General features: G+C 55.8%; 18 protein-coding genes. 2 read left to right on the forward strand and 16 right to left on the reverse strand.

The features are described 5' to 3' along the window. Positions 1-3: 3 nt before the first annotated feature. On the reverse strand, positions 4-1,185 hold the full coding sequence (locus CRO08_RS12470; RefSeq protein ID WP_097036462.1) for an OmpA family protein: 1,182 nt from the start codon (positions 1,183-1,185) through the stop codon (positions 4-6). After that, positions 1,185-1,583, reverse strand: a complete 399-nt coding sequence (locus CRO08_RS12475) for a hypothetical protein (RefSeq protein WP_097036463.1) — start codon at positions 1,581-1,583, stop codon at positions 1,185-1,187. The genes CRO08_RS12470 and CRO08_RS12475 overlap by 1 nt, the downstream gene beginning before the upstream one ends. 174 nt (positions 1,584-1,757) lie before the next feature. Here CRO08_RS12475 and xseA point away from each other — a divergent pair, with 174 nt between their 5' ends. Further along, entirely contained in the window at positions 1,758-3,044 is a 1,287-nt protein-coding gene (gene xseA / locus CRO08_RS12480) for an exodeoxyribonuclease VII large subunit (protein WP_255252366.1), read from the forward strand. A 72-nt stretch (positions 3,045-3,116) separates the two neighbouring features. Here the strand turns inward: xseA and CRO08_RS12485 are convergent, their stop codons facing one another. Beyond that, the gene (locus CRO08_RS12485; RefSeq protein WP_097036465.1) at positions 3,117-4,508 is read right to left on the reverse strand and encodes a folylpolyglutamate synthase/dihydrofolate synthase family protein; all 1,392 of its coding nucleotides are present in this window, start codon (positions 4,506-4,508) and stop codon (positions 3,117-3,119) included. Between the two features lie 159 nt (positions 4,509-4,667). Here CRO08_RS12485 and CRO08_RS12490 point away from each other — a divergent pair, with 159 nt between their 5' ends. Next, positions 4,668-5,393, forward strand: coding sequence for an endonuclease (locus CRO08_RS12490; RefSeq protein WP_097036466.1), 726 nt, complete (start codon positions 4,668-4,670; stop codon positions 5,391-5,393). A 516-nt stretch (positions 5,394-5,909) separates the two neighbouring features. On the opposite strand, the gene CRO08_RS12495 is transcribed toward CRO08_RS12490, so the two are convergent. From CRO08_RS12495 to CRO08_RS17065, 13 genes are all read right to left on the reverse strand, one after another. Then, entirely contained in the window at positions 5,910-7,010 is a 1,101-nt protein-coding gene (locus CRO08_RS12495) for a type IV pilus twitching motility protein PilT (protein ID WP_097036467.1), read from the reverse strand. Next, positions 7,003-9,837 carry a tetratricopeptide repeat protein gene (locus tag CRO08_RS12500; RefSeq protein WP_097036468.1) on the reverse strand — a complete coding sequence of 945 codons (2,835 nt, stop codon included), beginning with the start codon at positions 9,835-9,837 and terminating at the stop codon, positions 7,003-7,005. Before CRO08_RS12500 ends, CRO08_RS12495 begins: the two co-directional genes overlap by 8 nt. Further along, entirely contained in the window at positions 9,838-10,095 is a 258-nt protein-coding gene (locus CRO08_RS12505) for a Trm112 family protein (RefSeq protein ID WP_072811351.1), read from the reverse strand. 78 nt (positions 10,096-10,173) lie between these two features. Next, positions 10,174-11,862 carry a glycosyltransferase family 2 protein gene (locus tag CRO08_RS12510; protein ID WP_097036469.1) on the reverse strand — a complete coding sequence of 563 codons (1,689 nt, stop codon included), beginning with the start codon at positions 11,860-11,862 and terminating at the stop codon, positions 10,174-10,176. Between the two features lie 5 nt (positions 11,863-11,867). Continuing rightward, positions 11,868-12,581, reverse strand: coding sequence for a polyprenol monophosphomannose synthase (locus CRO08_RS12515; protein WP_097036470.1), 714 nt, complete (start codon positions 12,579-12,581; stop codon positions 11,868-11,870). A gap of 25 nt (positions 12,582-12,606) precedes the next feature. Beyond that, entirely contained in the window at positions 12,607-13,536 is a 930-nt protein-coding gene (locus CRO08_RS12520; RefSeq protein WP_072811357.1) for a glycosyltransferase family 2 protein, read from the reverse strand. 13 nt (positions 13,537-13,549) lie between these two features. Continuing rightward, positions 13,550-16,651 carry a DUF2723 domain-containing protein gene (locus CRO08_RS12525; RefSeq protein WP_255252367.1) on the reverse strand — a complete coding sequence of 1,034 codons (3,102 nt, stop codon included), beginning with the start codon at positions 16,649-16,651 and terminating at the stop codon, positions 13,550-13,552. A gap of 21 nt (positions 16,652-16,672) precedes the next feature. Beyond that, complete coding sequence (gene nusB / locus CRO08_RS12530) at positions 16,673-17,131, reverse strand: transcription antitermination factor NusB (protein ID WP_072811361.1); 459 nt, start codon at positions 17,129-17,131, stop codon at positions 16,673-16,675. 2 nt (positions 17,132-17,133) lie between these two features. After that, positions 17,134-17,598: a 6,7-dimethyl-8-ribityllumazine synthase gene (gene ribH / locus CRO08_RS12535; RefSeq protein WP_097036472.1), complete on the reverse strand. Its 465-nt coding sequence runs from the start codon at positions 17,596-17,598 to the stop codon at positions 17,134-17,136. A gap of 1 nt (position 17,599) precedes the next feature. After that, complete coding sequence (locus CRO08_RS12540; protein ID WP_097036473.1) at positions 17,600-18,841, reverse strand: bifunctional 3,4-dihydroxy-2-butanone-4-phosphate synthase/GTP cyclohydrolase II; 1,242 nt, start codon at positions 18,839-18,841, stop codon at positions 17,600-17,602. Beyond that, entirely contained in the window at positions 18,828-19,427 is a 600-nt protein-coding gene (locus tag CRO08_RS12545) for a riboflavin synthase (protein ID WP_072811528.1), read from the reverse strand. Before CRO08_RS12545 ends, CRO08_RS12540 begins: the two co-directional genes overlap by 14 nt. Before the next feature lie 90 nt (positions 19,428-19,517). Beyond that, on the reverse strand, positions 19,518-23,567 hold the full coding sequence (gene hrpA, locus CRO08_RS12550) for an ATP-dependent RNA helicase HrpA (RefSeq protein WP_097036474.1): 4,050 nt from the start codon (positions 23,565-23,567) through the stop codon (positions 19,518-19,520). Further along, the gene (locus CRO08_RS17065) at positions 23,564-23,701 is read right to left on the reverse strand and encodes a hypothetical protein (protein ID WP_175547229.1); all 138 of its coding nucleotides are present in this window, start codon (positions 23,699-23,701) and stop codon (positions 23,564-23,566) included. Before CRO08_RS17065 ends, hrpA begins: the two co-directional genes overlap by 4 nt. Positions 23,702-23,769: the final 68 nt, after the last annotated feature.

A 23,769-nucleotide genomic window follows, 5' to 3' on the forward strand; every position in this document is an offset into this window, starting at 1 on the left:
CGGTTACTTAGCCTCCGGAGCGGCACCTTCAGCAGGAGCAGCGGGTTCAGCCGCAGGTGCAGCATTCTGCAGGGCCTTATCCTGAATGACGAGGTCCACGCGGCGGTTCTTCTGGCGACCTTCCTTCGTCTTGTTGTCGGCAATGGGCATGGTCATCCCGAGCCCCTTGGCGGTAAGGCGGCCAGCGTCAATGCCCTGTTCCACGAGGAAGTTCTTCACGTTGTCGGCACGCTGCTGCGAGAGTTTCATGTTGTGTTCCGCAGAACCCGTGTTATCGGTGTTGCCCTCGATGGAGACATTAAACTGCTGGTACACGGAGAGGATTCCCGCAACCTTCGCGAGGCTCGTCTTGAGGTCGGCCTTGAGGGAAGCCTTGTTCACGTCGAACAGGATGTCAGACATGGAAAGGATAATGCCGCGGGCGTCCTTCGTCACCTGGATGAGCTTGGACTGCAGTTCGTTCAGCTTGTTCATGGCTTCGGCCTGGCGAGCCTCGGCCTTCGCGCGTTCTTCGGCAAGGGCCTTCTTCTCGGCCTCGAGCTGCTTCTGCAAATCGGCCTGCTGTTTCTGCAGGTCGGCCTCGCGCTTGCCCGCCGCCTTGAGGGCGGCCTGCTGTGCGGCGGCCTCGGCCTGGAACTTTTCCTGGTTCTGCTGCATTTCGGCCTGGAGGCGCGCGCCCTGGTCCTGCAACTTGGCCTTTTCGGCCTCGAGGTCGTTCACCTTGCCGCTACGGGCCTGGTTGATCTGTTCCTGGATAGCCTCGATGGAGCGGGCAGTCGCGGCGCGCTTTTCCCAGTTTTCGGCAGTACGGTTGCGGAGAGCCTGCGTTTCGGCCTGCGCGGCAATCAGCTTCACGTAAGTGTCGCAATTCGCCGTAAGCGTCTGGACCGTCGCGGATTCCGGGTCCTTCTCGAGGGCGTAAGAAAGTTCACCCGCGTTGGCAAGCGCCTCGCCGTAGGTAAACTTCGCCGTAACGGCGTTCGACGGGATTGCCTTGCCCGCATTTTCCACAGCGGCAAGGCACTTTTCGGCAACGGTCTGCTCGGCGGCCCCTTCGACTGGCTCAGGGACCTTGTCAATCTCGGTTGCTTCCGAGCCACCGGTTGGTGAGCTTGTCGAACCATCGGCAGCAAAGCAAACAGATGCGGCAAGCGCAGAGATAACAAACAAATTCCTAGTCTTCATTACTTCGCCTCCGCCTTCTTGGTTTCCTGGTCAAGAATGCTCTGGTAGATGAGCTTCCGTTCCACCTCGCTGCGGAGTTCCGCCTCGACGCGTTCGTCTTCCTTCTTGGCGGCATCGCGTTCGGCAGTCGCAATCGCAAGCCTGTACTCGAGGGCGCTCTGGTCTGCAAGGGCAACAGCCTCCTCGTTCTTACCCGCGGCTTCGAGGGCCTTCGCGGAATCAAGTTTCGTATTTGCCGAAAGCATCTGGAGAGAATCGGCACTCGCCTCTTCAGCGATGGTCTTGGCTTCGCAGGCCATAGTTACCGAGCGGTTCGCCTGGGCGGCACCACCGGCGCAGCCAGAAAGTACAGCAAGCGATGCCACGGCAAGGCCTGCTACAAAAAATTTCATTTTCATAAATGCTCCTTTATCAAAACCAATCAAAAAATAATATAGCAAAGGACGCCTTGCCAGACAAATAAATTCTTTTTTTCGTTTGCAATAAAAAACGGCAAACCGGCGTTTCAATTTATTTACAGGATTTTCCTGCGCTCAAAAATTTACTATTCTTCACCCACAATGGAACAGCACGTGCGCACATTCTCTGTCATGCAGTACATGACCTCCATCAAGAACAAACTCGCCGATACACCGGCGGTCTGGGTGCACGGGGTCATTACCCGCCTCACGGACAAGGGCAAGGTCGTCTACATCAGCATCGCGGATTTCGAAGAAGGCAACGTGAAGCCTATCGCGACGGTCGACCTCACCTGCTTCGCAGGGCAGTACGCAATACTCCGCGCAAAAACGGAAAACTCTGCAACACCGTTCACCATCAGGGAACAGCTCAAGGTCTGTTTCCAGATAAAGGCCGACGTCTATATCCCGAGCGGCAAGCTGCAGGCGAAGATACTCGACATCGACCCGGTCTACACGCTTGGTGAACTCGCTCTCACGCGCATGGCCATATTGAAGCGACTCGCCAGCGAAGGGCTGCTCGAAAAGAACAAGCAGACCGAACTTGCACAAATGCCGTTACGCGTGGGGCTCATTACCGGCGAAAGCACTGCGGCCTACAAGGACTTTAGCACGAGGCTATCGGCATCGCCGTTCAAATTCACGGTCGTGACAGCGTACGCGAAGATGCAGGGGAACGACACGGAATCTAGCGTGATTGCCGCACTCGATGCGCTCCGCAAGGACGAAGAAATCGACGTAGTTTGCATCGTGCGCGGGGGCGGCGCAAAGACGGACCTGAACTACTTCGACAGCGAAGCGCTCTGCCGTGCCGTGGCAAACTACCCTATTCCGGTATTCACGGGCATCGGGCACGAAATAGACAAGAGCCTGCTCGACGAGGTGGCGTACCTATCGTGCATCACCCCGACCGATTGCGCCAAGCGCCTTGTGGAACGTGCACAGGAAAGCTGGACCGACCTTGTAGAAACCGCGCGGAGCATCGCAAGTTCTGCACGCGACATGCTTACCGAAAACCGCCAGCGGCTAAGTTCTGCGGCAGCGCGCCTGCAACAAGACGTAACCCTGCGCATCCAGGGCGAAAAGACAAAAATCGTGAGGATGTTCACTTCGCTCGAAAGGGATACGCGGTTCATGCTCCGCGAAGAGACCGCAAGGCTCGACCGCAACGTTGAAGGCCTGCGGCAAGGTACGCGCAAGATTCTCGACCTCGCCCAATCGCAGTTCAAGCTGACGGAACTGCGCGTCAAGAGCGCAGACCCCGAGACGGCACTCGCGAAGGGCTACACGCTCACTCTCGATTCCAGCGGCAAGTTTATCCGCAACGCGGCACAACTGAAGTCCGGAGACACCTTACGGACAAAGTTCCGTGACGGGACGGTAGAATCCGTAGTACAATAAGACGTACACATAGACTGCGTATTTGTGTAATAGCAGTGTATTCGTGTAAGAACTGCGCCGGACTCGCGCCGGTCAGCGGTGTTCGTTTGTCGTGGGTTCGAGTCCGCGGAAGAATGCGAGTTCCGTAAATTCATCGCGGAGCAACTGGATGCTCGCGCCAATCATGTAAAGACTACCCGTTATCAGGAGCGGGGCTTCGTTTTGTTTATCCGCGTCGCTAGCGGCCCGCACCTCATCAAGGTATTCGCGGGAAAGTTCGCCCTCGCTTGCAACAGGCAGGCCAAGCGCCTGCATTTCGCCACGCAGGTCAGCAAGTTCACGGAAGCGCGGGTACGGCGTCTTTGTAATATGCCAGCAGGCAACGTGAGGCGCCATAAGCTTGAGCATCTCCCCCACATCCTTATCCTTGAGGGCGCCAAACAGGCAGTGGAACTTTTTCCCCGGGTAATACGTGCGCAAGGCTTCCACCAGGCGGCGAACCGCGTGCGAGTTGTGGGCTCCGTCCAATATAACGCGGGTCCTGCCGTCCGGGCCTGCAAGCAGTTGCATGCGGCCAGCCCACGAGCGGGTCGCGAGAGTCTTGAGCGCGAGGGCGTCGTCATAGTTTATTGCGCCATCTATAAACTGCGCACCGTTTATAGCCTGCGCAGAATCCGATATAAACTGCGCGGCAGCCGCCAGCGATAAACTTGCATTCTCGACGTAATGGCGCCCGAGATTCGGGAGCACGATGTCGCCACGAATTTCGGGCACAACGCACTTGCACCCAAGCGCAGCCGCATATTCGCGCGCTTCCTCGAGCAAGGCACCAGAAATTCCGCCAACGATAAACGTCTTCCCGCGTGCGACTTCGCGCGTGTCGCCCCGGCCTTCGCCCGGCACGCCCAGCACCCCCATCTTCTCGCGGAGAATCGCCGATTCCGTAGGCCCCAAAACCTCGGTGTGCTCGAGCCCGATGCTCGTCACGACCGCAATCTCGCCACCCGCAACAGCGGTGCTATCGAGCCTGCCGCCCATACCCGCCTCGAGAACAGCGACATCAATCTTCTGCTCCGCATAGTAGAGGAAGGCGACCAGCGTCAGGACTTCAAAAAACGTGGGTTCGACCGGAGATGCACCCGCGGCCACGCGCCCCGCCGACACGGAATCTGCGGCGGCCTTCACTTTTAAAAGCAACCGGTCCAAATCTTCTGCCGGAATGGGAACGTCGTCTATCCGGATACGCTCCCGCAGGCTTACCAGGTGCGGGCTCACGTACAGGCCCGTCTTGAGCCCGTGCGCCTGCAATACGCCCGCGAGGTAATAACTGGTGGAGCCCTTCCCGTTCGTACCGACCACGTGAATCGACCTGAACTTTTTTTCGGGATTGCCGAGAGCGTCGCATAGCGCACGCGTCGATTCGAGCCCAGGAACCATCCCGAACATCAGGCGCGATTCCAGATATTCCATGCCTGCAGATTGCATGCGCCAAATATAGTTATTGGTCATTAGTTGTTGGTCATTAGTTGTTGGTCATTAGTTATTAGTTGCTGGTCATTGGTTACCGGGGGGCGGGTTTAGTCTTTTCTATTGATTGCAAGCAATAATAATCTATATTCAAGATATCACACTACGGTTTTTATTATGAAATTATTAGGCCCTATCCTGGTTCTGGCGGTGCTTTCGTCTATTGTATTTGCGCGCGTAGACCCGACTGCCGCACCCCGGCATTACAACTACCGCGATGCAAGCAAACAAATGCGGCGCGTCTATTACGGCGAACTGCAGGAGACTCTCTACTGCGGCTGCAAATACGACGACAAGAAGAACGTCGACTTCAGCAGTTGCGACTTCAAGCCGCGCGAAAACCCGAACCGCAAAAGCTACAAGCGAGCCGAGCGCATCGAGTGGGAACACATGGTAACCGCGCACAACATGGGGCACTTTCTGCCCTGCTGGAAAGACGGCGGACGCAAGAACTGCAGCGCAAACGACACGACGTTCAAGCTGATGGAAGGCGACATGCACAACCTCTACCCCGCCATCGGCGAGGTGAACGGCGACCGCAACAACTTTATGTACAGCCAGTGGACAAACAATCCAGAACCGATGTACGGCGGCTGCAAGACCATCGTAGATTTCAAGGAAAAGAAGGCGCAGCCCCGCGAAGAGGCCCGCGGAATCATCGCACGCGCAAGTTTCTACATGGAAAAGACGTACGGCGTAAAGCTATCGAAGCAAGACCGCAAACTATTCGAAGCCTGGGACAAGATGTACCCCGTTACCGAAAAGGAATGCGAACGCGACCGCCGCATCTTCAAAGTGCAGGGCGACCACAACCCCTTCGTATACGAAAAATGTCCGCATTGAAATAAAACGGCTCTTGAAGCAAACATTTCCAGCATCTATAGCCGTTTAATTAATTACCCGACTTTCGCGAAGCCCGCAGGGATTAACAATCACAAGGGCTTCGCAGTGCAGACAAACAACATCTTCCCTGCAACATACATTCCTTTTTAGATACACTCTTTTCTTTTTTGCGTAGAGAGCCGTTTCGTTAAGCGAACACTGGAACGAAGTGATTGTGAGAGCGAACAAAACGGCTCTTGAAGCAAACATTTCTAGCATCTATAGCCGTTTAATTAATCACCCGACTTTCGCGAAGCCCGCAGGGATTAACAATCACAAGGGCTTCGCAGTGCAGACAAACGACATTTTCCCTGCAACATACATTCCTTTTTAGATACACTCTTTTCTTTTTTTTTGCGTAGAGAGACGTTTTACTAAGCGAACACTGGAACGAAGTGATTGTGTGAGCGAGTAAAATGGCCCTCGAAGCAAACATACTTCGAAGGCCTTTTCAATAACGTATTGCGGGGCTGACAACTACATCCAGCCGCGGTCGGACGTACCAGAAATACCGCGAATCTTGAGATCGAAGTCATCCTTGTTCGTGGCGGCATTCATTGCCGTCTCGAGCGAAATCTGCTCCGTCCTGTAGAGTTCAAGCAAGGCCTGGTCGAACGTCTGGCTATGATACTGCATGTGGCCTTCGGCAATGGCGTGTTCCACCAGCGAAAGCTTGTCCTTGTCGCGGATGTATTCCTTGATGGCAGCAGTATTCACGAGCACCTCGGCGGCGGGCACGCGGCCCTTGCCATCGGCAGTCGGCAACAAGCGCAGCGAAATAATACCCGCAAGCACTTCAGAAAGGAGAATACGGATTTCGTCGTGCTGGTGCGGCGGGTACATCGAAAGCACACGCTGAATCGTTTCGGTCGCATTCGTCGTATGGATGGTCGCAAACACCATGTGGCCCGTATCGGCCGCAGTCAGCGCAATCTGCATCGTCTCGAGGTCACGGACTTCGCCCACCAGCAGCACGTCCGGGTCCTGACGGAGGGCGGCGCGCAGGGCATTCGCGTACGAAAGCGTATCCACGCCAATCTCGCGCTGCGAAATGATGGACTTGTTATCGCGGTAAAGGTATTCAATCGGGTCTTCGACGGTAATGATGTTCACCGATTCCGTCTGGTTGATGTAATCCAGCATGGAAGCAAGCGTCGTCGACTTACCCGAACCCGTCGTACCCGTCACAAGCACAAGGCCACGGCGAGTAAGCGCAAGGTCACGGATAACTTCGGGCAGGTGAAGTTCCTCGAATGCAGGAATCTTCGCCTTGATATGACGAATCACCATGGCAATCGTGCCGCGCTGGCGGAAAACGTTCACACGGAAACGGCCCATGTCGCGGGCGCCCACGGCAAAGTCGCATTCCTTGTTAGTCTCGAAACGGTTTTTCTGGTCGCGGTTCATGATATCGTCCATGAAGGAATCCATCATGCCGGCATCCACACGCGTTTCGAACAACTTTGTCAGTGCACCGTTAATACGGTAAATCGGAGGAACGCCCGTACGGATGTGCAAGTCAGAAGCCTTGTTCTCGACCATCGCACGGAGCAACTGCTCGATTCTCAAATCAGCCATTCTGTTCGCCTCCGAACTTGGAATCGTAGGCCTTCTGGACTTCGGCCAGGCGGTTGGCTATAGCCTCGTTTTCGGGGTCTTTTTCGGCAAGTTCCTTATAAATTTCAAGCGCCCTGTCATAGTGACCCTGTTCAAAATAAATCTCGCCAAGCGTCGGCGTTTTCATGCCATCGTCCAAATCCGAAGACTGCTTATCAAGCGGAGCCGTCGGGTCTGCAACGAGGCCCGCAGAAACTTCATCATCGGAATCTCCCGACATAAGGAAGTCTACGCCCTTGTTACTCGGAAGGTCGGCCTTCTCGTCGAGGGAATCATCGTCGGTATTGAAGAGTTGCTTGAACGCACCGGAGAATTCCGATTCAAGACTGCTTTCGATACCGGCATTGCCTTGCGTTGCTGATACTTCGGGCAGTTCTTCCGCAGCAGCAGGTTCTGCAGTAGCATCTGCAGCAGGCGCTTCTGCAGGCTTCAGGTCCGCTTCATCAAGCGCATCGTCTTCGCCAAACAGGCTGCTGAAAGACTTGTCCAAATCGGATTCGAGAGCTGCATCGGCAAGAGGGGCTTCCTCGAGCGCGGCGCCCGTATCTTCCTGGGTCGCTTCCGGAGCGGCAGCGGCTTCCGGCTTCGATTCTTCCACAGGCAGGTCGTCATCTTCGGCAAACAGAGACGAGAATGCGGAATCCATTTCCTTGTCGAGCTCCGCCCTATCGGAATCAGATTCGGCAGCATCTTCGACAGGCTCAGTTGTCTCAGTTACGTTGTCCAAAACTTCCGATTCGGCACTCGCGGTTTCGGCAGGCTTTTCTTCCGGGAGTTCGTCGTCATCGGCGAACAGCGCATCGAAGGCCTTGTCCACACTGAAGCCGACATCAGCAGATTCATCTGCAGGCTTTTCCTGTGCGGGTTCTTCAGCGGGCAGTTCAAGGTCTGCGGCCTCTTCTGCCGGAGTTTCCTCCGCGGGCAGTTCAAGCGAAGGCTCTTCTGCAGGAATATCCAGCGCAAATTCTTCAGCAGGGGCTTCTTCAACAGCAGGTTCTGCCGGAGTTTCCTCGGCAGGCATTTCAAGCGCAGACTCTTCCGCGGGCATTTCAAGCGAGGGCTCTACCGCCGGCTCTTCAGCGGGCAGTTCAAGGTCTGCAACCTCTTCTGCCGGAGCCTCATCTGCGGCGGGCAGTTCTAATGTAGGCTCTTCCGCAGGAGTTTCTTCTTCGGCAGGCAGTTCGAGACTTGCATCATCCGCAGGCTTTGCATCCGGGCTCCAGTTCGCGATATCGAAGGTATCGAGCGATTCTGCAGGCTTGTCGTCAGCGGGTTTCTCTTCCGACGGCATTTCCAATTCGTCGGTCAAAGCGCTTGTAGAATCATCGAGCGAGGGCAGTTCCAGATCCGCATCTTCGGTTAGTGCGCCTGTCGAACTATCAGCCGGGAGTTCAAGGTCGGCGGAAACATCGGATTCACCAGCAGGCTGTGCCGGCGGCAATTCCTCGGGCAGTTCGTCTTCGCCGAAGATATCGGCAAAAGCGCTGTCCAGACTCTGCGGCTTGTCCGCTTCCTTCGCGGGTTCCGGTTCGGGCTCCTCGAGCTTAAGGTCATCTTCTTCTGCACCCAGGCCCATATCGGCCGCGGCAGACTTCTCGAACATACCACCAGAGAACGATTCTTCCTCAGGCTTCTGTTCTTCGGCAGGTTCTGCCTTCGGGGCTGCAGTATTGCTCGGCAGTTCCTCGGGCAGTTCGTCTTCACCAAAGATATCGCCAAACGCATCGTCAATGCTCTGCGGCTTATCTTCAACGGCTTCCTCGCCAAACACGTTCTTCGCAGAATCCTCGGGAGCGGCTGGTTCGTCGTCGAGGCTCGTGGGCAGGTCCATCTGGGCAAAAGGCGAAGCGGGCTTCGATTCGGTTGTTTCGCCAAACGAATCCATGTCGTCTTCTTCACCGAACAGGTCGGCAAACGCAGAACCCACGTCGTTGCCCGAAATCTCTTCGGCTTCCGGGATGTCCTGGTCCAGTGTAATATCGGTCGCGGCATCGCCCAGCGCCGATTCAAGCGACTGCTGGAGAGAATCAATCGAGGATTCGTCCGCAAGGGAATCATCGTTACCGAGCGAACTCAGGGCCGCAAACGGATCTTCGTCATCAGAAGCAGAGAACGGGGACGCGCTGGCCTTCGGCTGTTCCGGTTCTTCGGCAGCTTCCGTCGCAGGAGACTCGATATCCATGTCGAGCGACTTGGAGAACAGGGAATCCTCTTCCTTCGCGGCAGGTTCTTCGCCTGCAGTTGCATCAGCAGAGGCCTCCACCGCCGGTTCGGCAGATTCGGCAGCGGTATCCATCGTAAACTCGCCCATGTCGGGCATTGCAAATTCACTATCCGCGGCAGCCTCGCCCGCAGCGACAGCACCGGCAACGGCGGCAGCATCGACCGCCGCATCAGGAACGGCTTCGTATTCTTCTTTCCAGAACGTATCGATCGGGTCCATATCGTGAACACGGCGGTAGCAACGGTTACGTTCGTCTATGTTTTCAAGTTTCTCGTAGGCCTCGCCCATGCGCTTCTGGGCAGAAAGGCAGAACGGCTCCTTCTGGAGAATCCGCTCACATTCCTTGACGCACTCCTCGAAGTCGCCCAACTGGAACAACAGCTTGGTGCGGACCAGCATACCGGGAATGTCGCCCGGGTAAAGCTGCAAGCCGGCATCGACACGGGCAAGAGCGGTCGTTGAATCGCCCGCCTGGTTCTCGTAGTCGGCAAGCCAGGCAAACGCCATGGACTTGACTTTTTTCTTGCCAACGGTCTTTTTCAGGGAATCCAGAGTAACAGCCATTTATCCCTCCAAGGGAAGCAAAATCGCTTCATCTGCCAAAAGGACAGGTATGCCTTCGCGAACGATATAGGCACGGGAGCCCGCCTCGTTCACGAGAGCCTCGGTCAAAGTCTCAGAAATTTTCTCGCCCGCGGCATTCTTCAGGGTGCCCGCGGCACTGGCCTGATTGAGGGTCGCCAAGAGGGCATCGTCTGCCATACGGAGTTTACCCCGGGTCTCGGGGCAGCAAAGAATATCCAAAAGTTTATAATCGAACATAAAGCCTTTATAATCAACAACTTATAGTTGATATAAAAATAACTCTATTTTCAAGAAAAGGATAACCGGAGAGGGCTTTTAGTGCAGATATTTGAGGTCTACGAGGGCAAAATTGCCGTTTTTGCCGTTTCCGATGAGCAAATATACCCTCAGGCCGAGCTTATCGAGCCAATTTATGTCAAAATCCTCGCGATAACCCGAGAAATTGGACACGACCAGGAGCTCGCGGCAGCCCGTGCGGTTGCAGATGCTTTCCATGTCGGAAAGAGGGCCGAGCAGGTGCTTGCGGTTCTCTTCGGAGAGCTTTTCGGGCTCCCCGCTCACGCAACCGAGAATCTCGATGCCGGGAATCACGTTGTAGCTATCGAACCAGTTGTTCAGGGAATCTTCGCGACCGCCGAGCAAGATGGAGCGGTGGCGTTTTTTGGCAAAGATGCGGTAGAAATAGTTTATCCAAAATGCGATACGGCGCCAGGCAAGGAGAGCGAGCGGGATAAAGAGGCTGGAGCAAACCACCAAGGTAATCCAATGAGATTCGTAAGGCAAATAAGTTGAAGCGTCATCGATAATTGGAGTTTGGGTAAAATAGCGGAACGCAGAATATCCGCCCACAGCAAACAGGTTCAGAGGCACAAGGTAGCGCAAGAATTTTTCGCCCTTGAGGCTGGATTCTGTGTATTCACCACGGAAAATAAGGAATACCATATTGATAATGGCGACCAAGCCGACAAGCCACCAGTCTTCGAACTGTGCTAAATCCATAATGGGATGTTTTATAATCGTGCTAGTCCCAGCACACCCACTTTCAAGGCAACTATCTTGGAAGCATATATCCGAAACGACACTCTCATAGTTCAGGAACGTAAACGCCCACAAGGCAATCACGCCCAAATCGAGGAACATCTTCCAGAACTTCGGGATAAGGCGCGAGAACATGCCCACGAAGGCCGCAAACATGATACCGAACGACACGAGGAAATTCGGGACAAAGTAAAGGTCCTTGTGCTTTTTCACAAAGATGAGCATCGCCTTGTAGAAATCCAGGTAGGAATCCCAGCGGCGGGTACGGCAACTCTGGCCCTTGAAATGCAGAATATTCGTCGAAGGCGTGTAGTAGTTCTTGCAGCCGGCAACCTTCGCCCTGAAACACAGGTCCAAGTCCTCGCCGTACATGAAGAAGTCTTCGTCGAAACCGCCCAGCTTTTCGTACAGGTCGCGGCGCATGCAGAAGAACGAACCACTGATGGCATCGACCTCGGTCACTTCGTCCGGGTCGGCGTACGTCATGTTGTAGCTTGCAAGAGTCTTGTTCTTCGGGAAGAGGGCGGCAAGGCCAATCGTCTTGGAAACAGCGGAGACAATCGTCGGGAACGAACGGCGGCAAGCCCACTGGAGCGAACCATCCTCGTTTAGAATGCGGCAGCCGACAGTACCCGATTCAGGGTGTTCTTCCATGAAGTCGAGCACCTTGGTAAAGGAATCACGCGAGACGACCGTATCGGGATTGATAAAGAACAGGTACGGCTTGGTCGCACGCTTTTCGGCGAGGTTACAGCCCTTTCCAAAGCCAAGGTTTTCCTTGGAATCAATCCATTCCACTTCGGGGAAGAACTGCCTGATTTCGGGCAGAATCGGCTCGACCGAGCCATTATCAAGCACAATAACCTGCGCATCGATTCCCTCGCACGCATCGCGAACGGACTTCAAGCACGCGGGAATGAAATCGCAGGAATTATAGGCAACGATGATAATGGAACAGGAATACATGAGCGCTATGCGAGTCCAAGACGAAGCTTGAGAACCAGGAAGAATGCTTCGGAGATGATTCCGCCGCTCATCTTGGAGGTTCCGCGGGTGCGGTCAGTAAACACGATGGGGATTTCCTTCACGCGCATGCCCTTCTTCCAAATCTTGAAGGTAGTCTCTATCTGGAAGCAGTATCCGTCGCTCTTCATCTTGTCGAGGTTCAACGCCTGCAGGGCCTCGCGACGGAAGCACTTGAAACCGCCGGTGGCATCACTCACCGGGAGGCGCGTCACCATGCGGGTATAGACGTTCGCACCGTAACTAAGAATCAGACGGCGCAAATCCCAGTTCACCACGCTGATGCGATGATTCTGGTAACGACTCCCGAGAACCAGGTCGGCATCCTCAGCGGCTTCCAAGAAGCGCACGAGGTCTGTCGGGGCATGGCTAAAGTCTGCATCCATCTCGAACACGCGTTCATAATCGCGCTCGAGCGCCCACTTGAAACCGGTCACGTAGGCAGAGCCGAGGCCCATCTTGCCCTTGCGGCGGATCAGGTGCACGCGCGGGTTAGCCTTCGTGAGTTCGTCGACCATGTCGCCGGTACCGTCGGGGCTGCCGTCATCTACGACAAGCACCTCGAGGCATGCGTTCTGCTCGAGAATCGCCGAAATGATGAGGAGGATGTTTTCCTTCTCGTTATACGTGGGAACAATAACCAGACTCTTCGGGAATTCCATAATCTATACAACTCCTAACGACAATCTACAAATCTTTGACTCCAAAATTTTCCGCCACAGGGTACGTTCTGCGCCGGTTGCCGTTCAGCATCTCGCCCAGAAGCCCGAGCGAAAAGAACTGCACGCTCATCACGAGCGAGAAACCGCCCGCAAGCAGGAGCGGACGCACGTGCATCGCACCCGTCTGGAGCCATTCGTAACCGAAATAGCCACAAACGCCAAGCCCGAGAAGCATAAAGACAAGGCCAATCAGGCCAAAGAAATGCAACGGCTTGTTCGAGAAACTGCGCATGAACATGAGCGAAACCAGGTCGAGGAACCCGGAAACGAGGCGCGAAATGCCGTACTTGGACACGCCATGAATGCGGGCGCGGTGCGCGACGGGCATCTCGGTAATGCGGAAGCCCTGCCACTTGGCCATCACGGGGATAAACCTGTGGTAATCGCCATAGAGTTCAATATAGCGCACCACGGAACTGCGATAAGCCTTGATGCCGCAGTTGAAATCGTGCAGGCGCTTGCCACAGACAATCGATACGGTCAGGTTGAACAGCTTGGAGGGGAGCGTCTTGTGCCAGGGATCGAGCCTGCGCACCTTCCAGCCCGAAACCAGGTCGTAACCTTCCTCGAGAATCTTTATCATCTTGGGAATCTCGAGCGGGTCATCCTGCAGGTCGCCATCGAGGGTCGCCACGTAGCGACCCGTCGCCTTCGAGAAACCGAAGGCGAGAGCGTCGGCCTTGCCGCAGTTGAACTGGAAGCGGAACCCCTTCAGGAAGGGGTATTCCTTCGAGAGCCCTTCGAGGACTTCCCACGTGTTGTCGCGGCTGCCGTCGTCGATGGCGATGACCTCGTAGGTAAAACCCGTGGGTTCCATCGCGGCGACAATCTCTTTCATGAGTTCCGGAAGGTTTTCGCTTTCTTCCTTGACCGGAATGACCATGCTTAAATCCATCACGACCTCTACGCTAGTTGGCGGCGGCTACCACCGGATTGGAATCTGCGCTGGCGGAATCGGGCTGTGCCGTATCTGCGGCAGGCTCCTCGACCACCATCGGCTTTTCGGGGCTATTCTTGATCTGTTCCTTGCTCATCATCAGGCGGGCACGGCCACCTTCGTCGTATTCAGGAACGTTCTTGAGCCCGAGTTCAAGGACATCCATCGCCTTCTGCTTTTCGCCCACGATATCGTAGACAAACGCAGCGGCCCAGTAGCAGCGCCATTCGTCGCTAAACTGCTTCTGGCCGAGTTCCAGGTACTTGATTGCAGCACTGGTAAGGCTATCCGCCTGGGCCTTCTTTTCGGCGGTAAACGGACGGCTCGCACGGAGCGCCGCAATCTTTTCGCGGGCGTCGAACGAAATCTGCAGGTACAGGGAAACGTAGCTCGAAAGCAGGCGGTTCGTTTCGTCGTTGATGTATGCCGTGCCATCGCCGAGACCGCGGAACTTAAACACGGTATCGATGAGATCTGCTGCATACTTCGCGTCAAACGCGTTGCGCTTCGGTTCAAGGTCGCCCTTCACCAGGTTATAGACGAGGCCTTCCTGCACCATGTACTTCTCGAGGCCCATGAAGTTGGAGGTACCGACCGTCGTCGAAATCTCGATGGGCTTGTCCATGTTCTGGAGGGCAAGGTCAATCACGAGCTTGTGCTGGGTAAGCATCGTCGAACTGCGGGTACGTGCGGCCCATTCGGTAAAGGCATCCCACACCTGGTAATGCACCTTGAACTGCAGGAGCTTCGCGGAATCGGCAGCAGAAAGCTGCTGGCCTTCCATCTGGTCGATGCGTTCCTTGAGTTTCGGCATCAGGCGCTGGGCGTTCTTGACCCAGGTAGAAGTCGCATGGTTCGGGTTGTTGTACGAACTGTTGTCGAGCACCATGTCGCTATCGATGGTCTTGTGCGTGTAGCTGAGCTTCAGGACCGGCTCGTTATCGAGCATCTGCTTGATATACCAGTCAGTATTGCCCAGCGAGAGGTTCACCACGCGCACGTCCTTGCGGATGCCCGCCACTTCCTGTGCAAACCACAGCGGGAAGGTATCGTTGTCGCCGTTCGTGAAGAGAATCGCGTTCGGGCGGCAGCTATTCAGCAAGTTGTAAGCGTAATCCCAAGGCACCCACAGGCCGGAACGGTCATGTTCCTTGTAGTTGGAGGCGCACGGGACTGCAAAGGAAACAAGCACGAGAATTGCGGCAAGAGGCATCGTAAACGCAGCCGCGGAACTTGTCGCGCAGGTAAACACGAGAATGCCTGCACCCACGCCAAAAATCAGGCTCATGAAGATGAAGGCAGGCGTGTAGAAATAGTCACGTTCGCGCACTTCCATGTGGACTGGTTCCGGGAACGGGGCACGGAGACCGCGCTGGGCAAAGCCGCTCTCGGTTTTCTTCCAGTTCACCCACGCTGGAGAATGCTCGTAAACGTCAATTTCCTTCTCGACCTTTGCAATGTCGCCCGCAGAAGCACCGCGCTGGCGCATAGTTTCTACGCGCAGTTTGGCACGTTCGATATTCTGGCGGAGGTCAATCAAGTCGTTCGGATCGGGCACGGAGCCAATCTGTGCGCCCATGGAATTCAGGTCGCCCACGTTACGGGTCATGACGGACACCCAGTAATCGTGCTCGCGGCCTTCCATGCGGGTACCGTCGGCAAAGTTGATGTAGAACAGAAGCCCGAGCGAGCAGAGCCCGTAAAGCACCGACGTAAATATGCCCAGATGCTTGTTGCGCTTGTAGATGAACACGCAGACAAGGACCAGGAGGCCGTTAAAGATGAGGAATACGAAGAACTGCTTGATAAAGTTATCGCCCATCATCGTCATCTGCGTCGGGAAATCATAGCCGAAGCGCTTGAGGGGCACGTTTTCGGACTTGTCGAAGGTATAGACACCGTTCGCGTAGTTCACGCCACCCACCTTGTAGGGCAGGTACTGCGCCATCTGGTAACCGCCGTAGCTCATGTTCGGGAACGAGAGCACCTGGTGTGCCACCTGGGAACGGCGGTAGAACGCGCGGGTAAGCATGCTTTCGGAACCGTACTGCTTGCGCTCCACGAAGTTGTTGAACGCTTCCCAGTTCTGGCTCTTGAACAGGTTACCGAGCTGCAGGTTGCCCTGCTCGTCACGGATGTTGATTTCGGGATTGTTCTCGTCGATAATCGGGTTCAGTTCCGAACGGATAGGAATGTAGAGGTGCGTGCTGTAGCCAATCAGGGCAAAGAACGCAAATGCGAGGGAGAGTCGCACGGCGTGGTTCACGTTCGCAGAGAACGGCTTTGCAAATGCAAGTATGGCAAGCAAGACAAGGCAAATAAAAGAAATCTCGATGAAAGCCGAGACCATGTATATCACGGAGCAGAGGAGCGTTCCCGTAATCCAGATGGGCAGACGTTCCGGGATTTTCTTGGGCTGGGCAACGAGCAGGAGCACGAACACGGCAGGAACCGTGAGCATCGTGTAGAGGTGCGCGCCCACGCCGAGGAAGGCGATGTAGCAGATGAAAATCAGAATCTTGTCGCTGCCCTCTTCGTCGCGCTTCTTGTACCACACAAGTCCCAGGTACGAGATGAGCATCAAAATGAACATAGCGACGCCGTAGACTTCGGCTTCGACCGCGTTGAACCAGAAGGTGTCGGAGAACGTGAGGAGGAAACCGGCCACGAGAGCGGCTGTGCCGAGAACGATCGTGCGGACATTGCCGCTAATCTTGTCTGCAAGCCTATCAATGATGGTTTCACCATTCCGCGCAACGCTGGTCTTCACGGAATCGAGAACGGCGGCAAGGAGTTCCCAGGCAAAGAGGGCCGTCACATAGACCGTTGCCGCAGAACTGAACACCGAGATGTAGTTCACGCGCTTCGCGATTTCTTCGACAAACGGGAGCAGCACGATTACCGCACGGGCGAAGAACACGAAGAAAGGCGTTCCAGGAGGGTGCGGGATGCCGAGGGTGTTAGCGCAGGCAACAAACTCGCCACAGTCCCAGAAGCTCACCGTGGGCGCCATGGTCAGCGCATACACGACAAGAGCGACGAGGCAGGAAATACCTGCAAATATGTGTTTCATCCATTTTTCCTTGAGCATGAACTATACTCCCTTATTCGCTTTAGATTTTTGAGTCGGCGTGGTTGCGACAATATTGTGTTTCTGCATGAACCCGGTAAGGAGTCCGTTCACAAAGGCACCCGAGCCATCCGTGCTGTACTTGGTCGCGATTTGCACCGCTTCGGAAATAGCCACCTTGATGGGGATATCGGGAACGTACAGGAGTTCGACCATCGCGATGCGCGACACAATGCGGTCGAGTTTCGCCATACGGTCAATTTCCCAGTGGGCCGATGCCGACTTGATATCTTCGTCAAGTTCATCCCTGTGTGCCTGCACCAGGTCGACAAGGTTCATGCCGTACTTTTTCTGTTCGTCGGCAAGAGGCTGGGATTCAAGAATACCCGGAAGCGCCTCCCCCGGAGTCTGGCCCGTAATTTCCATGGCATACAGGAGCTGCATGGCAAAAACGCGCGCGGGTCTGTAAGATATTTTCGGCATGATTAAATGACCTTATACAAATTCGCCATTTCGACGGCGGTGGATGCCCAGTTTGCACCGAGGTTACCCGCCTTGAGGCCAGCGCGGTTCATCGCCTGGTCAACGGTATCGGTCGTGAGGATTCCGAGAATCACGGGGAGCTTGCCTTCGGCAGCGATGCTTGCGACACCGCCGGTAGAGGCGTTCACCACCACGTCGTAGTGGCTCGTCTCGCCGCGGATTACTGCACCGATGGCCATCACTGCACTGTACTTCTTGGAATCGGCGAGCCTGCGGCAAACGCCCGGGAGTTCGAATGCGCCCGGAACGCGCACGACAGTCATGTCCTTGTCGGCAACACCCAGCAGTTCGAGCTGGCGGAGCGCCCCTTCCAGGAGCTTGTCGGTCACCACCTCGTTGAAGCGGGCGACCGCGATTGCAATCTTGAGGCCAGAGCCATTCAGGGAATTCTTGATTTCTTTAGCCATCTTATTTTTCCTCTTTCAAATTCTCTTCGGGCACCGCGCCATCGATATGCAGCTGGTGGCCCATCTTCTTCTGCTTGGTGAGCAGGTAGAACAGGTTTTCCTTGTTCGGCTTGATTTCTATGGGAACGCGCTCCACAATCTTGAGCCCGTAGGCGGTAATGCCCGAAATCTTGCTCGGGTTGTTGGTGAGCAGGCGCATTTCCTTCACGCCGAGGTCGGCAAGGATCTGCGCGCCAGTGCCGTACTGGCGGAGGTCCGACTTGAACCCGAGGTGCAGATTCGCCTCGACCGTGTCCATGCCCTTTTCCTGCAGTTCGTAGGCACGCAACTTGTTGCAGAGGCCAATACCCCTACCCTCCTGCCCGCGCATGTACAGGAACACGCCGCCGTGCTCGCCGATGAACTTCATGGCGGCGGCGAGCTGTTCGCCGCAATCGCAGCGGAGGCTACCGAAAATATCGCCCGTAAGGCATTCGCTGTGCACGCGCACGTAAACCGGCTTGCTGAAGTCGGGGTTACCCGCGACCCACGCCACGTGTTCCACGCCGTCGGTCTTGCTCTTGTAGGCGTATGCGGTAAAGTCGCCGTACTTGGTACTCACATGCGGGGCGGCCACGCGCTGCACCAGCTTCTCGTTCTTGAGGCGGTAGTCGATGAGGTCGCGGATGGAGATAATCTTGAAGCCGAACTTCTTCGCCACTTCCTGAAGCTGCGGCATGCGAGCCATCGTGCCATCCTCGTTCATGATTTCGATGAGGGCGGCGGCGGGCCTTAGTCCGGCAAGCTTCGCGAGGTCAACGGCTGCTTCGGTATGGCCTGCACGGCGAAGCACGCCTTCTTCCTGCGCGTAGAGGGGCGAAATATGCCCCGGACGGCCAAAATCGCTCGGCTTGGAAGCAGGGTCCGAAAGGGCAAGAATCGTCGCAGCACGGTCGTGGGCAGAAACACCCGTGGTGCAGCCTTCAATCTTGTCCACCATGATGGTGAACGGCGTACCCAGAATCGAGGTATTTTCCGCAGTCTGGCGGGTCAAATTCAGTTCATGGCAGCGCTGGATAGGCAGCGGGCAGCAAAGCACGCCACGGCCCTCGTGGAGCATGAAGTTCACCTTCTCGGGCGTAATCTTTTCGGCGGCGATGACGAAATCGCCCTCGTTCTCGCGGTCTTCGTCGTCGACCACAATCAAGAACTTGCCGTTCTTAAAATCTTCAATGGCCTCTTCAATCGTATTAAGCAAGGTCACGTTCCTTCAGATAATTTTCAATGTACTTGCCGAGCATGTCGACTTCCACGTTCACAATGGTCCCGGCAACCCAGTTACGCAGGTTCGTGCGGGCAAGGGTTTCCGGTATGATGCACACGCGGATGGAATCCTCGAACTTCTCGGCGACCGTAAGGCTGATGCCGTTCAGGGAGATGGAACCGCGGCGGATAATGTAACGCTTGAGATCCGCAGGCATCTTCAGGTCGACTTCCACGCCCGTTTCGCGCGGAACCACCTGGATGACCTCGGTAACGCAGTCCACATGGCCCATCACGAAGTGCCCGCCCATAAAGCTGTCGGCACGGCACGGAAGTTCCAGATTGACCAGTTTACCGACTGCAGCCTGCTTGAAGGCGGTATTTTCGACCGTCTGGTGCATCAGGCAAAAAACCGCTTCATCATCGGTACAAGATTCAATGGAAAGGCACACACCGTCGTTAGCGACGCTATCGCCCAGTTTGCAATTCTTGAAAAATCCCGGCGACCTGAGGCGCATCGAAAGCGCATCGCCTCGAGACTCTATCGAGACGATTTCGCCGGTAGATTGAATAATTCCCGTAAACATACGGGGGAAAATGTAGAAAAAAGGCGAGAGCTGCGACAACGCAAGTATTGCGTTGGCATAGCCGAGCCGCCCTAGTTTGGCGCGCGGGGCTTACTTTATCCGTCCAAAGCGGCTCTTGAGCCTGGCGAGGCTATCTTCCTCGATGGAATCCTCGCTATCGTCGCCCTTGCGCTTGAACTTGAGGATTTCGAAGTCCTCGAGCATCGCGCAAGCCTGCAGGTAGAGTTCCGGATATTCCGGATCGTCCTGCTGCATACGTTCCATCTTCGAAAGGATTTCACGTGCATTTTTGAGTTCGTGGTCCTTCATGAAGCGAGCCTTGAGGAAGGGACGGAACTTTTCGCGGAGGTCCTTGACGGAGAGGTCTATTTTTTCTCCGGTTGGGGATGAATCGCGGGCATCAAGTGTTTTTGAATCGCAGGCTTCAAGTGCGCCGCCGAGCACGTTGAGCCTTTCAAACAAAGTATTATTCCGGTCAGGGGAATAAAGAGTGACAATGTGCGTGATGGACTTGTTCCTTGCCATGAGTGCGGCAATGGAATCGCGTGCGTGGTCGCCTCCCTGGCGCATCGCAACCGAAAATTCCCGAAGAACATCCCAGAACTTGACAAAGGATTCGGCCCCGAGAAGGGCGGATTCATACGTGGCTCGCACGAGTGCAAGGCGGACAACCTCATCTTCATTGCGGGTAGTTGCGGCAAGGTTCCTGAAGTCGCGAATTTTCTTGCCGCGGGAATATTCAAGGCCCGAAAAACGCACGCAACGGTTTGCATCTAGTTTATCCGCAGTGAGCGATTTCAACACCCACGACTTGAGCGCGGTCTTGAACCCGTCGGAATAGAGGCCGCCCGACTCAAGCATGTTCAGGCGGTCGACAATGAGCGAGGAGGAAGCATCGGTCACTTCGGCTGGCTCAGTGACCTTGCCAGGTTGGTGAGGTCGGTTGGTGAGCATTGCCGAACCATGCCGAACCACCACGCGTTTGCGGAACGCCTGCCAGAAGGCGGATTCTGCCGGGGTCATGAGAGCTGATTCGCCTAGGCGCCAGCCAAAGCGCATGTCACCGAGGGCAAAATCGATACCGAACGTTACGAGAACGGGGCGGACCGCGGCAAAGAGCCGGAAACTCCCCCACTCGGGATTGAGTTCGACGGCAAACTTTTCCGGGAAACCGGGCTTGAACACCTTCATGTGCAAGCGCAGGTGGTTTTCCTTTTCGGGCGTGACCGTCGGGATATCGGCAACGGTTCCGCCGGTGCCATCGCGCAGTTCCTTCAGGTTCGCAAGCGTTTCGTACAGGAGCAACAACGGGGCCTTGTGCGGGTTCGCCTTGAGCTTGTCGCAGAAGGCGTCATCGATAAACGTGCGCCTGCCTTCCAGTAGCTTTTTAGCGGCCTTGGGCATCGCGCGGATGATAGATTCTGCCATCCATTCGCGCCACTGGTGAATTGAAAGCGCGAGTGTCGCGGGCGTCACCTGCGGGAGCATGTCGTAAGGCAAGTCCAGCGTGATACCGTCGCAGTCGCGCATCGCATCGAAGACCATCTCGCCCACCACCATACGGCTGGAACCGTCGAGCCCTTCGATGCGGAACTGTTCGAGGGAGCCGCCGAGAGTGGGCTCCGGTGCCTTGGCGGCGTTTTTCTTCTTGTCGCCCTTCGCTAGTGTATCGAAAGCGCGGTTGCTGAATCCCGAATCCGTGTAGCTTACGCCCGTTTCGCTCTGGTCCAACCAATACTTCGTATCGAATTTCAGGAACTGGTCCGTGTGCTCGCGGATGTAGTCCTTCAATGTCTTGATGGAATTGACTTCATGCGCGATGCGCGTGTAGTAATCAACCAAAGCATCTTCGCTCGGGGCTAGCCCGAACTGGCGCTTGCGGGCTTCCAGCGCATGCAAGTCATCGACCACACGCTCATTGTGCGTCATGAAGGCGAACGGGCGTGCCATCTGGCCGAGCACCACGGCCTCGCGCCAGAAAATCTCAGCGCATTCCTCGGGGTTCACGCGGGCGAAATCCACGCGGTGACCGCGGCTAATCACGAGCCCGCGGAAGCACACCTCTTCCACCGCTTCTACAAAACCGCGTTCCTGGTTCCACGTGGGCGCAAACCAGCGACGCGTGCAGAAAGGTTCCGCCACCTGCATAATCCATTCAGGCTTTATTTCGGCAGCCTTGTTGAGGAATATGCGGCTCGTCTCGCGCACTTCGGCGCTAAAAAGCCATTCCACGCTTTTGCCGTAAAGGTCACTGCCCGGGAACACGTGCGTCTCGCGCCCGCTCACCAGGCGGTAGCAACCGTTCTCAATATCACGCAGGGCAATGCCGCCCAGGAATCCCGAAAGCAAAGCGATGTGTAGGTTGTCGCGATGGAAGCTGTCCAGCGGGCACACGCGATTCTCGAATTTCACGTCGAGGATGCGCCCGAACTGTTCATACAGATCGATCCATTCGCGGCACCGCAAAAAGTGAAGGCTGTTCTTGTCGCAGAACTTGCGCAGCTTATTCCAGGTCTTGCCATCCCATTCGCTACAGAAGGCGTTCCACATGCAGATGAACGTGAGGAAATCGCTCTTGTGGCCAGCAAACTTGCGGTGCAGTTGGCGGATGCGGGTGCGTTCGGGCTCCTCGCTCGGCACCACGCGCGGATCCTGGATGGAAAGCGCCGAGCAAACAATCAATGCGGGCTGCAATACGCCGGCATCGCGCGCCCGCAGGAGCACCGCCGAGAGTGCCACGTCCATCGGGAGGCGCGTCATCTCGCGGCCGAGCTTGGTTACATGCCCGCTGGAATTATCGGCGGTAAGCGCGCCGAGTTCAAAAAGCGTCTTGTACGCGCCACGGAACGCCGAATGCGGTGGCGACTGCAGGAACGGGAAATTTTCGAGTTCCAGCCCGAGGCTGCGCAACTGCAGGACAACGTTCGCGAGATTACTCCGCCGGATTTCCGGCTCCGTAAACTCGTCTCGCTTCTCGAAATCCTCGGGAGAATAGAGGCGGATGCAAACGCCGGGCTTTACGCGCCCCGCACGCCCTGTACGTTGCCGCGCAGACGCTTTCGAGATGTCCTCGACAGGCAATCCCTGGATACGCGACTGCGCGTTGTACCGCGAAATGCGGGCCGTACCCGTATCCACCACGTAGGCGATTCCCGGAATCGTGAGCGAAGTCTCCGCGATGTTTGTCGCGAGCACCACGCGGGTCTTTTCCGTATGCTTGAAAATGCGACGCTGTTCATCAGGGCTCATGCGCCCGTACAGCGGGAGAATATCGAACGTCGCAGAATCTAGTTCGTGAGCAAGTTCGCCCGCCAAATCCTGGATGTCGCGTTCCGTCGGTAAAAAACAGAGCAGGTGGTCGCGGTGGCGCGTTTCCAAATCGAGAATCGCATCACGCGCCTCGTCGAGCAAGCCCGAATCGCCCTTGCCGCTGGTGTCGCGGTTTCTCGGCCCTTCGGCAAGCTCACTTCGGCTACGCTCAGTGACCTTACTTAAGGTCGGTGAGCCTGTCGAACCGTCGCCGAAATAATACTCCACATCAACGGGGAACGTTCTTCCCTCGGCTTCCATCACGCAGCTGTTGTCGTAAAATTCCTCGAAGAGCTTGGCATCGAGCGTCGCGGAGGCCACAATCAGCTTGAATTCCGGTCGGGCCTGCAAAACCGTCTTGAAAATGCCGAGCAGAATGTCGATGTTCAGCGAGCGTTCATGCGCCTCGTCAATCACGATGGCCGAATACTGCCTAAAAAGCCTGTCGCGGCGGAATTCCTGCAACAAGATGCCGTCCGTCATCACCTTGATGGGGGCGTCACTCTGGCCCTGCTCCCAGAATCGTATTTTCGTAGAGACGAGCGTTTCGTCCTTGAGTTCTTCACGCAGGCGGTCCGCAATGGAAATCGCCGCCAGCCGGCGGGGCTCCGTCACACCTATTTTAAAATGCCCTAGATCCTTCGACTCCGCTTCGCTCCGCTCAGGATGACACTTCGCAAACCACTCTAGCAAAAACTTCGGCAACTGCGTCGACTTGCCGGAACCAGTGTCCGCTTTAACAATCACCACCTGATGCTTCTCGAGCATCTCGAAAAACTCTTCCCGATGTTCAACAACAGGAAGTTCAGGATAGGTGATTTTTAGCGTCATTCCTTAATGTGTCCGCACTTGTCGCAGGTGAGCTTGTAGCTGTTGTCCGGGTCGACGACCATCACTCCGTCACATTCCGGCACTTCACACGGGAGTTCTCCCGGCATCACTTCGCGGTAAGTTTCCTTATCCATTTTACAATTCCTCACTAGATTCTTCGACTTCACGCCTGCGGCGTTTCGCTCAGAATGACACAACAAAC

It is taken from the genome of Fibrobacter sp. UWT3, from assembly GCF_900230125.1.
Classification (GTDB): domain Bacteria; phylum Fibrobacterota; class Fibrobacteria; order Fibrobacterales; family Fibrobacteraceae; genus Fibrobacter.

What these genes read in the sequence shown, in the direction of transcription:
- CRO08_RS12470 (WP_097036462.1), bottom strand. Translation starts at nt 1,185, where the DNA reads ATGAAGACTAGGAATTTGTTTGTTATCTCTGCGCTTGCCGCATCTGTT.
- CRO08_RS12475 (WP_097036463.1), bottom strand. Translation starts at nt 1,583, where the DNA reads ATGAAAATGAAATTTTTTGTAGCAGGCCTTGCCGTGGCATCGCTTGCT.
- CRO08_RS12485 (WP_097036465.1), bottom strand. Translation starts at nt 4,508, where the DNA reads ATGCAATCTGCAGGCATGGAATATCTGGAATCGCGCCTGATGTTCGGG.
- CRO08_RS12490 (WP_097036466.1), top strand. Translation starts at nt 4,668, where the DNA reads ATGAAATTATTAGGCCCTATCCTGGTTCTGGCGGTGCTTTCGTCTATT.
- CRO08_RS12495 (WP_097036467.1), bottom strand. Translation starts at nt 7,010, where the DNA reads ATGGCTGATTTGAGAATCGAGCAGTTGCTCCGTGCGATGGTCGAGAAC.
- CRO08_RS12500 (WP_097036468.1), bottom strand. Translation starts at nt 9,837, where the DNA reads ATGGCTGTTACTCTGGATTCCCTGAAAAAGACCGTTGGCAAGAAAAAA.
- CRO08_RS12505 (WP_072811351.1), bottom strand. Translation starts at nt 10,095, where the DNA reads ATGTTCGATTATAAACTTTTGGATATTCTTTGCTGCCCCGAGACCCGG.
- CRO08_RS12510 (WP_097036469.1), bottom strand. Translation starts at nt 11,862, where the DNA reads ATGTATTCCTGTTCCATTATCATCGTTGCCTATAATTCCTGCGATTTC.
- CRO08_RS12515 (WP_097036470.1), bottom strand. Translation starts at nt 12,581, where the DNA reads ATGGAATTCCCGAAGAGTCTGGTTATTGTTCCCACGTATAACGAGAAG.
- CRO08_RS12520 (WP_072811357.1), bottom strand. Translation starts at nt 13,536, where the DNA reads ATGGATTTAAGCATGGTCATTCCGGTCAAGGAAGAAAGCGAAAACCTT.
- CRO08_RS12525 (WP_255252367.1), bottom strand. Translation starts at nt 16,651, where the DNA reads ATGAAACACATATTTGCAGGTATTTCCTGCCTCGTCGCTCTTGTCGTG.
- nusB (WP_072811361.1), bottom strand. Translation starts at nt 17,131, where the DNA reads ATGCCGAAAATATCTTACAGACCCGCGCGCGTTTTTGCCATGCAGCTC.
- ribH (WP_097036472.1), bottom strand. Translation starts at nt 17,598, where the DNA reads ATGGCTAAAGAAATCAAGAATTCCCTGAATGGCTCTGGCCTCAAGATT.
- CRO08_RS12545 (WP_072811528.1), bottom strand. Translation starts at nt 19,427, where the DNA reads ATGTTTACGGGAATTATTCAATCTACCGGCGAAATCGTCTCGATAGAG.
- hrpA (WP_097036474.1), bottom strand. Translation starts at nt 23,567, where the DNA reads ATGACGCTAAAAATCACCTATCCTGAACTTCCTGTTGTTGAACATCGG.
- CRO08_RS17065 (WP_175547229.1), bottom strand. Translation starts at nt 23,701, where the DNA reads ATGGATAAGGAAACTTACCGCGAAGTGATGCCGGGAGAACTCCCGTGT.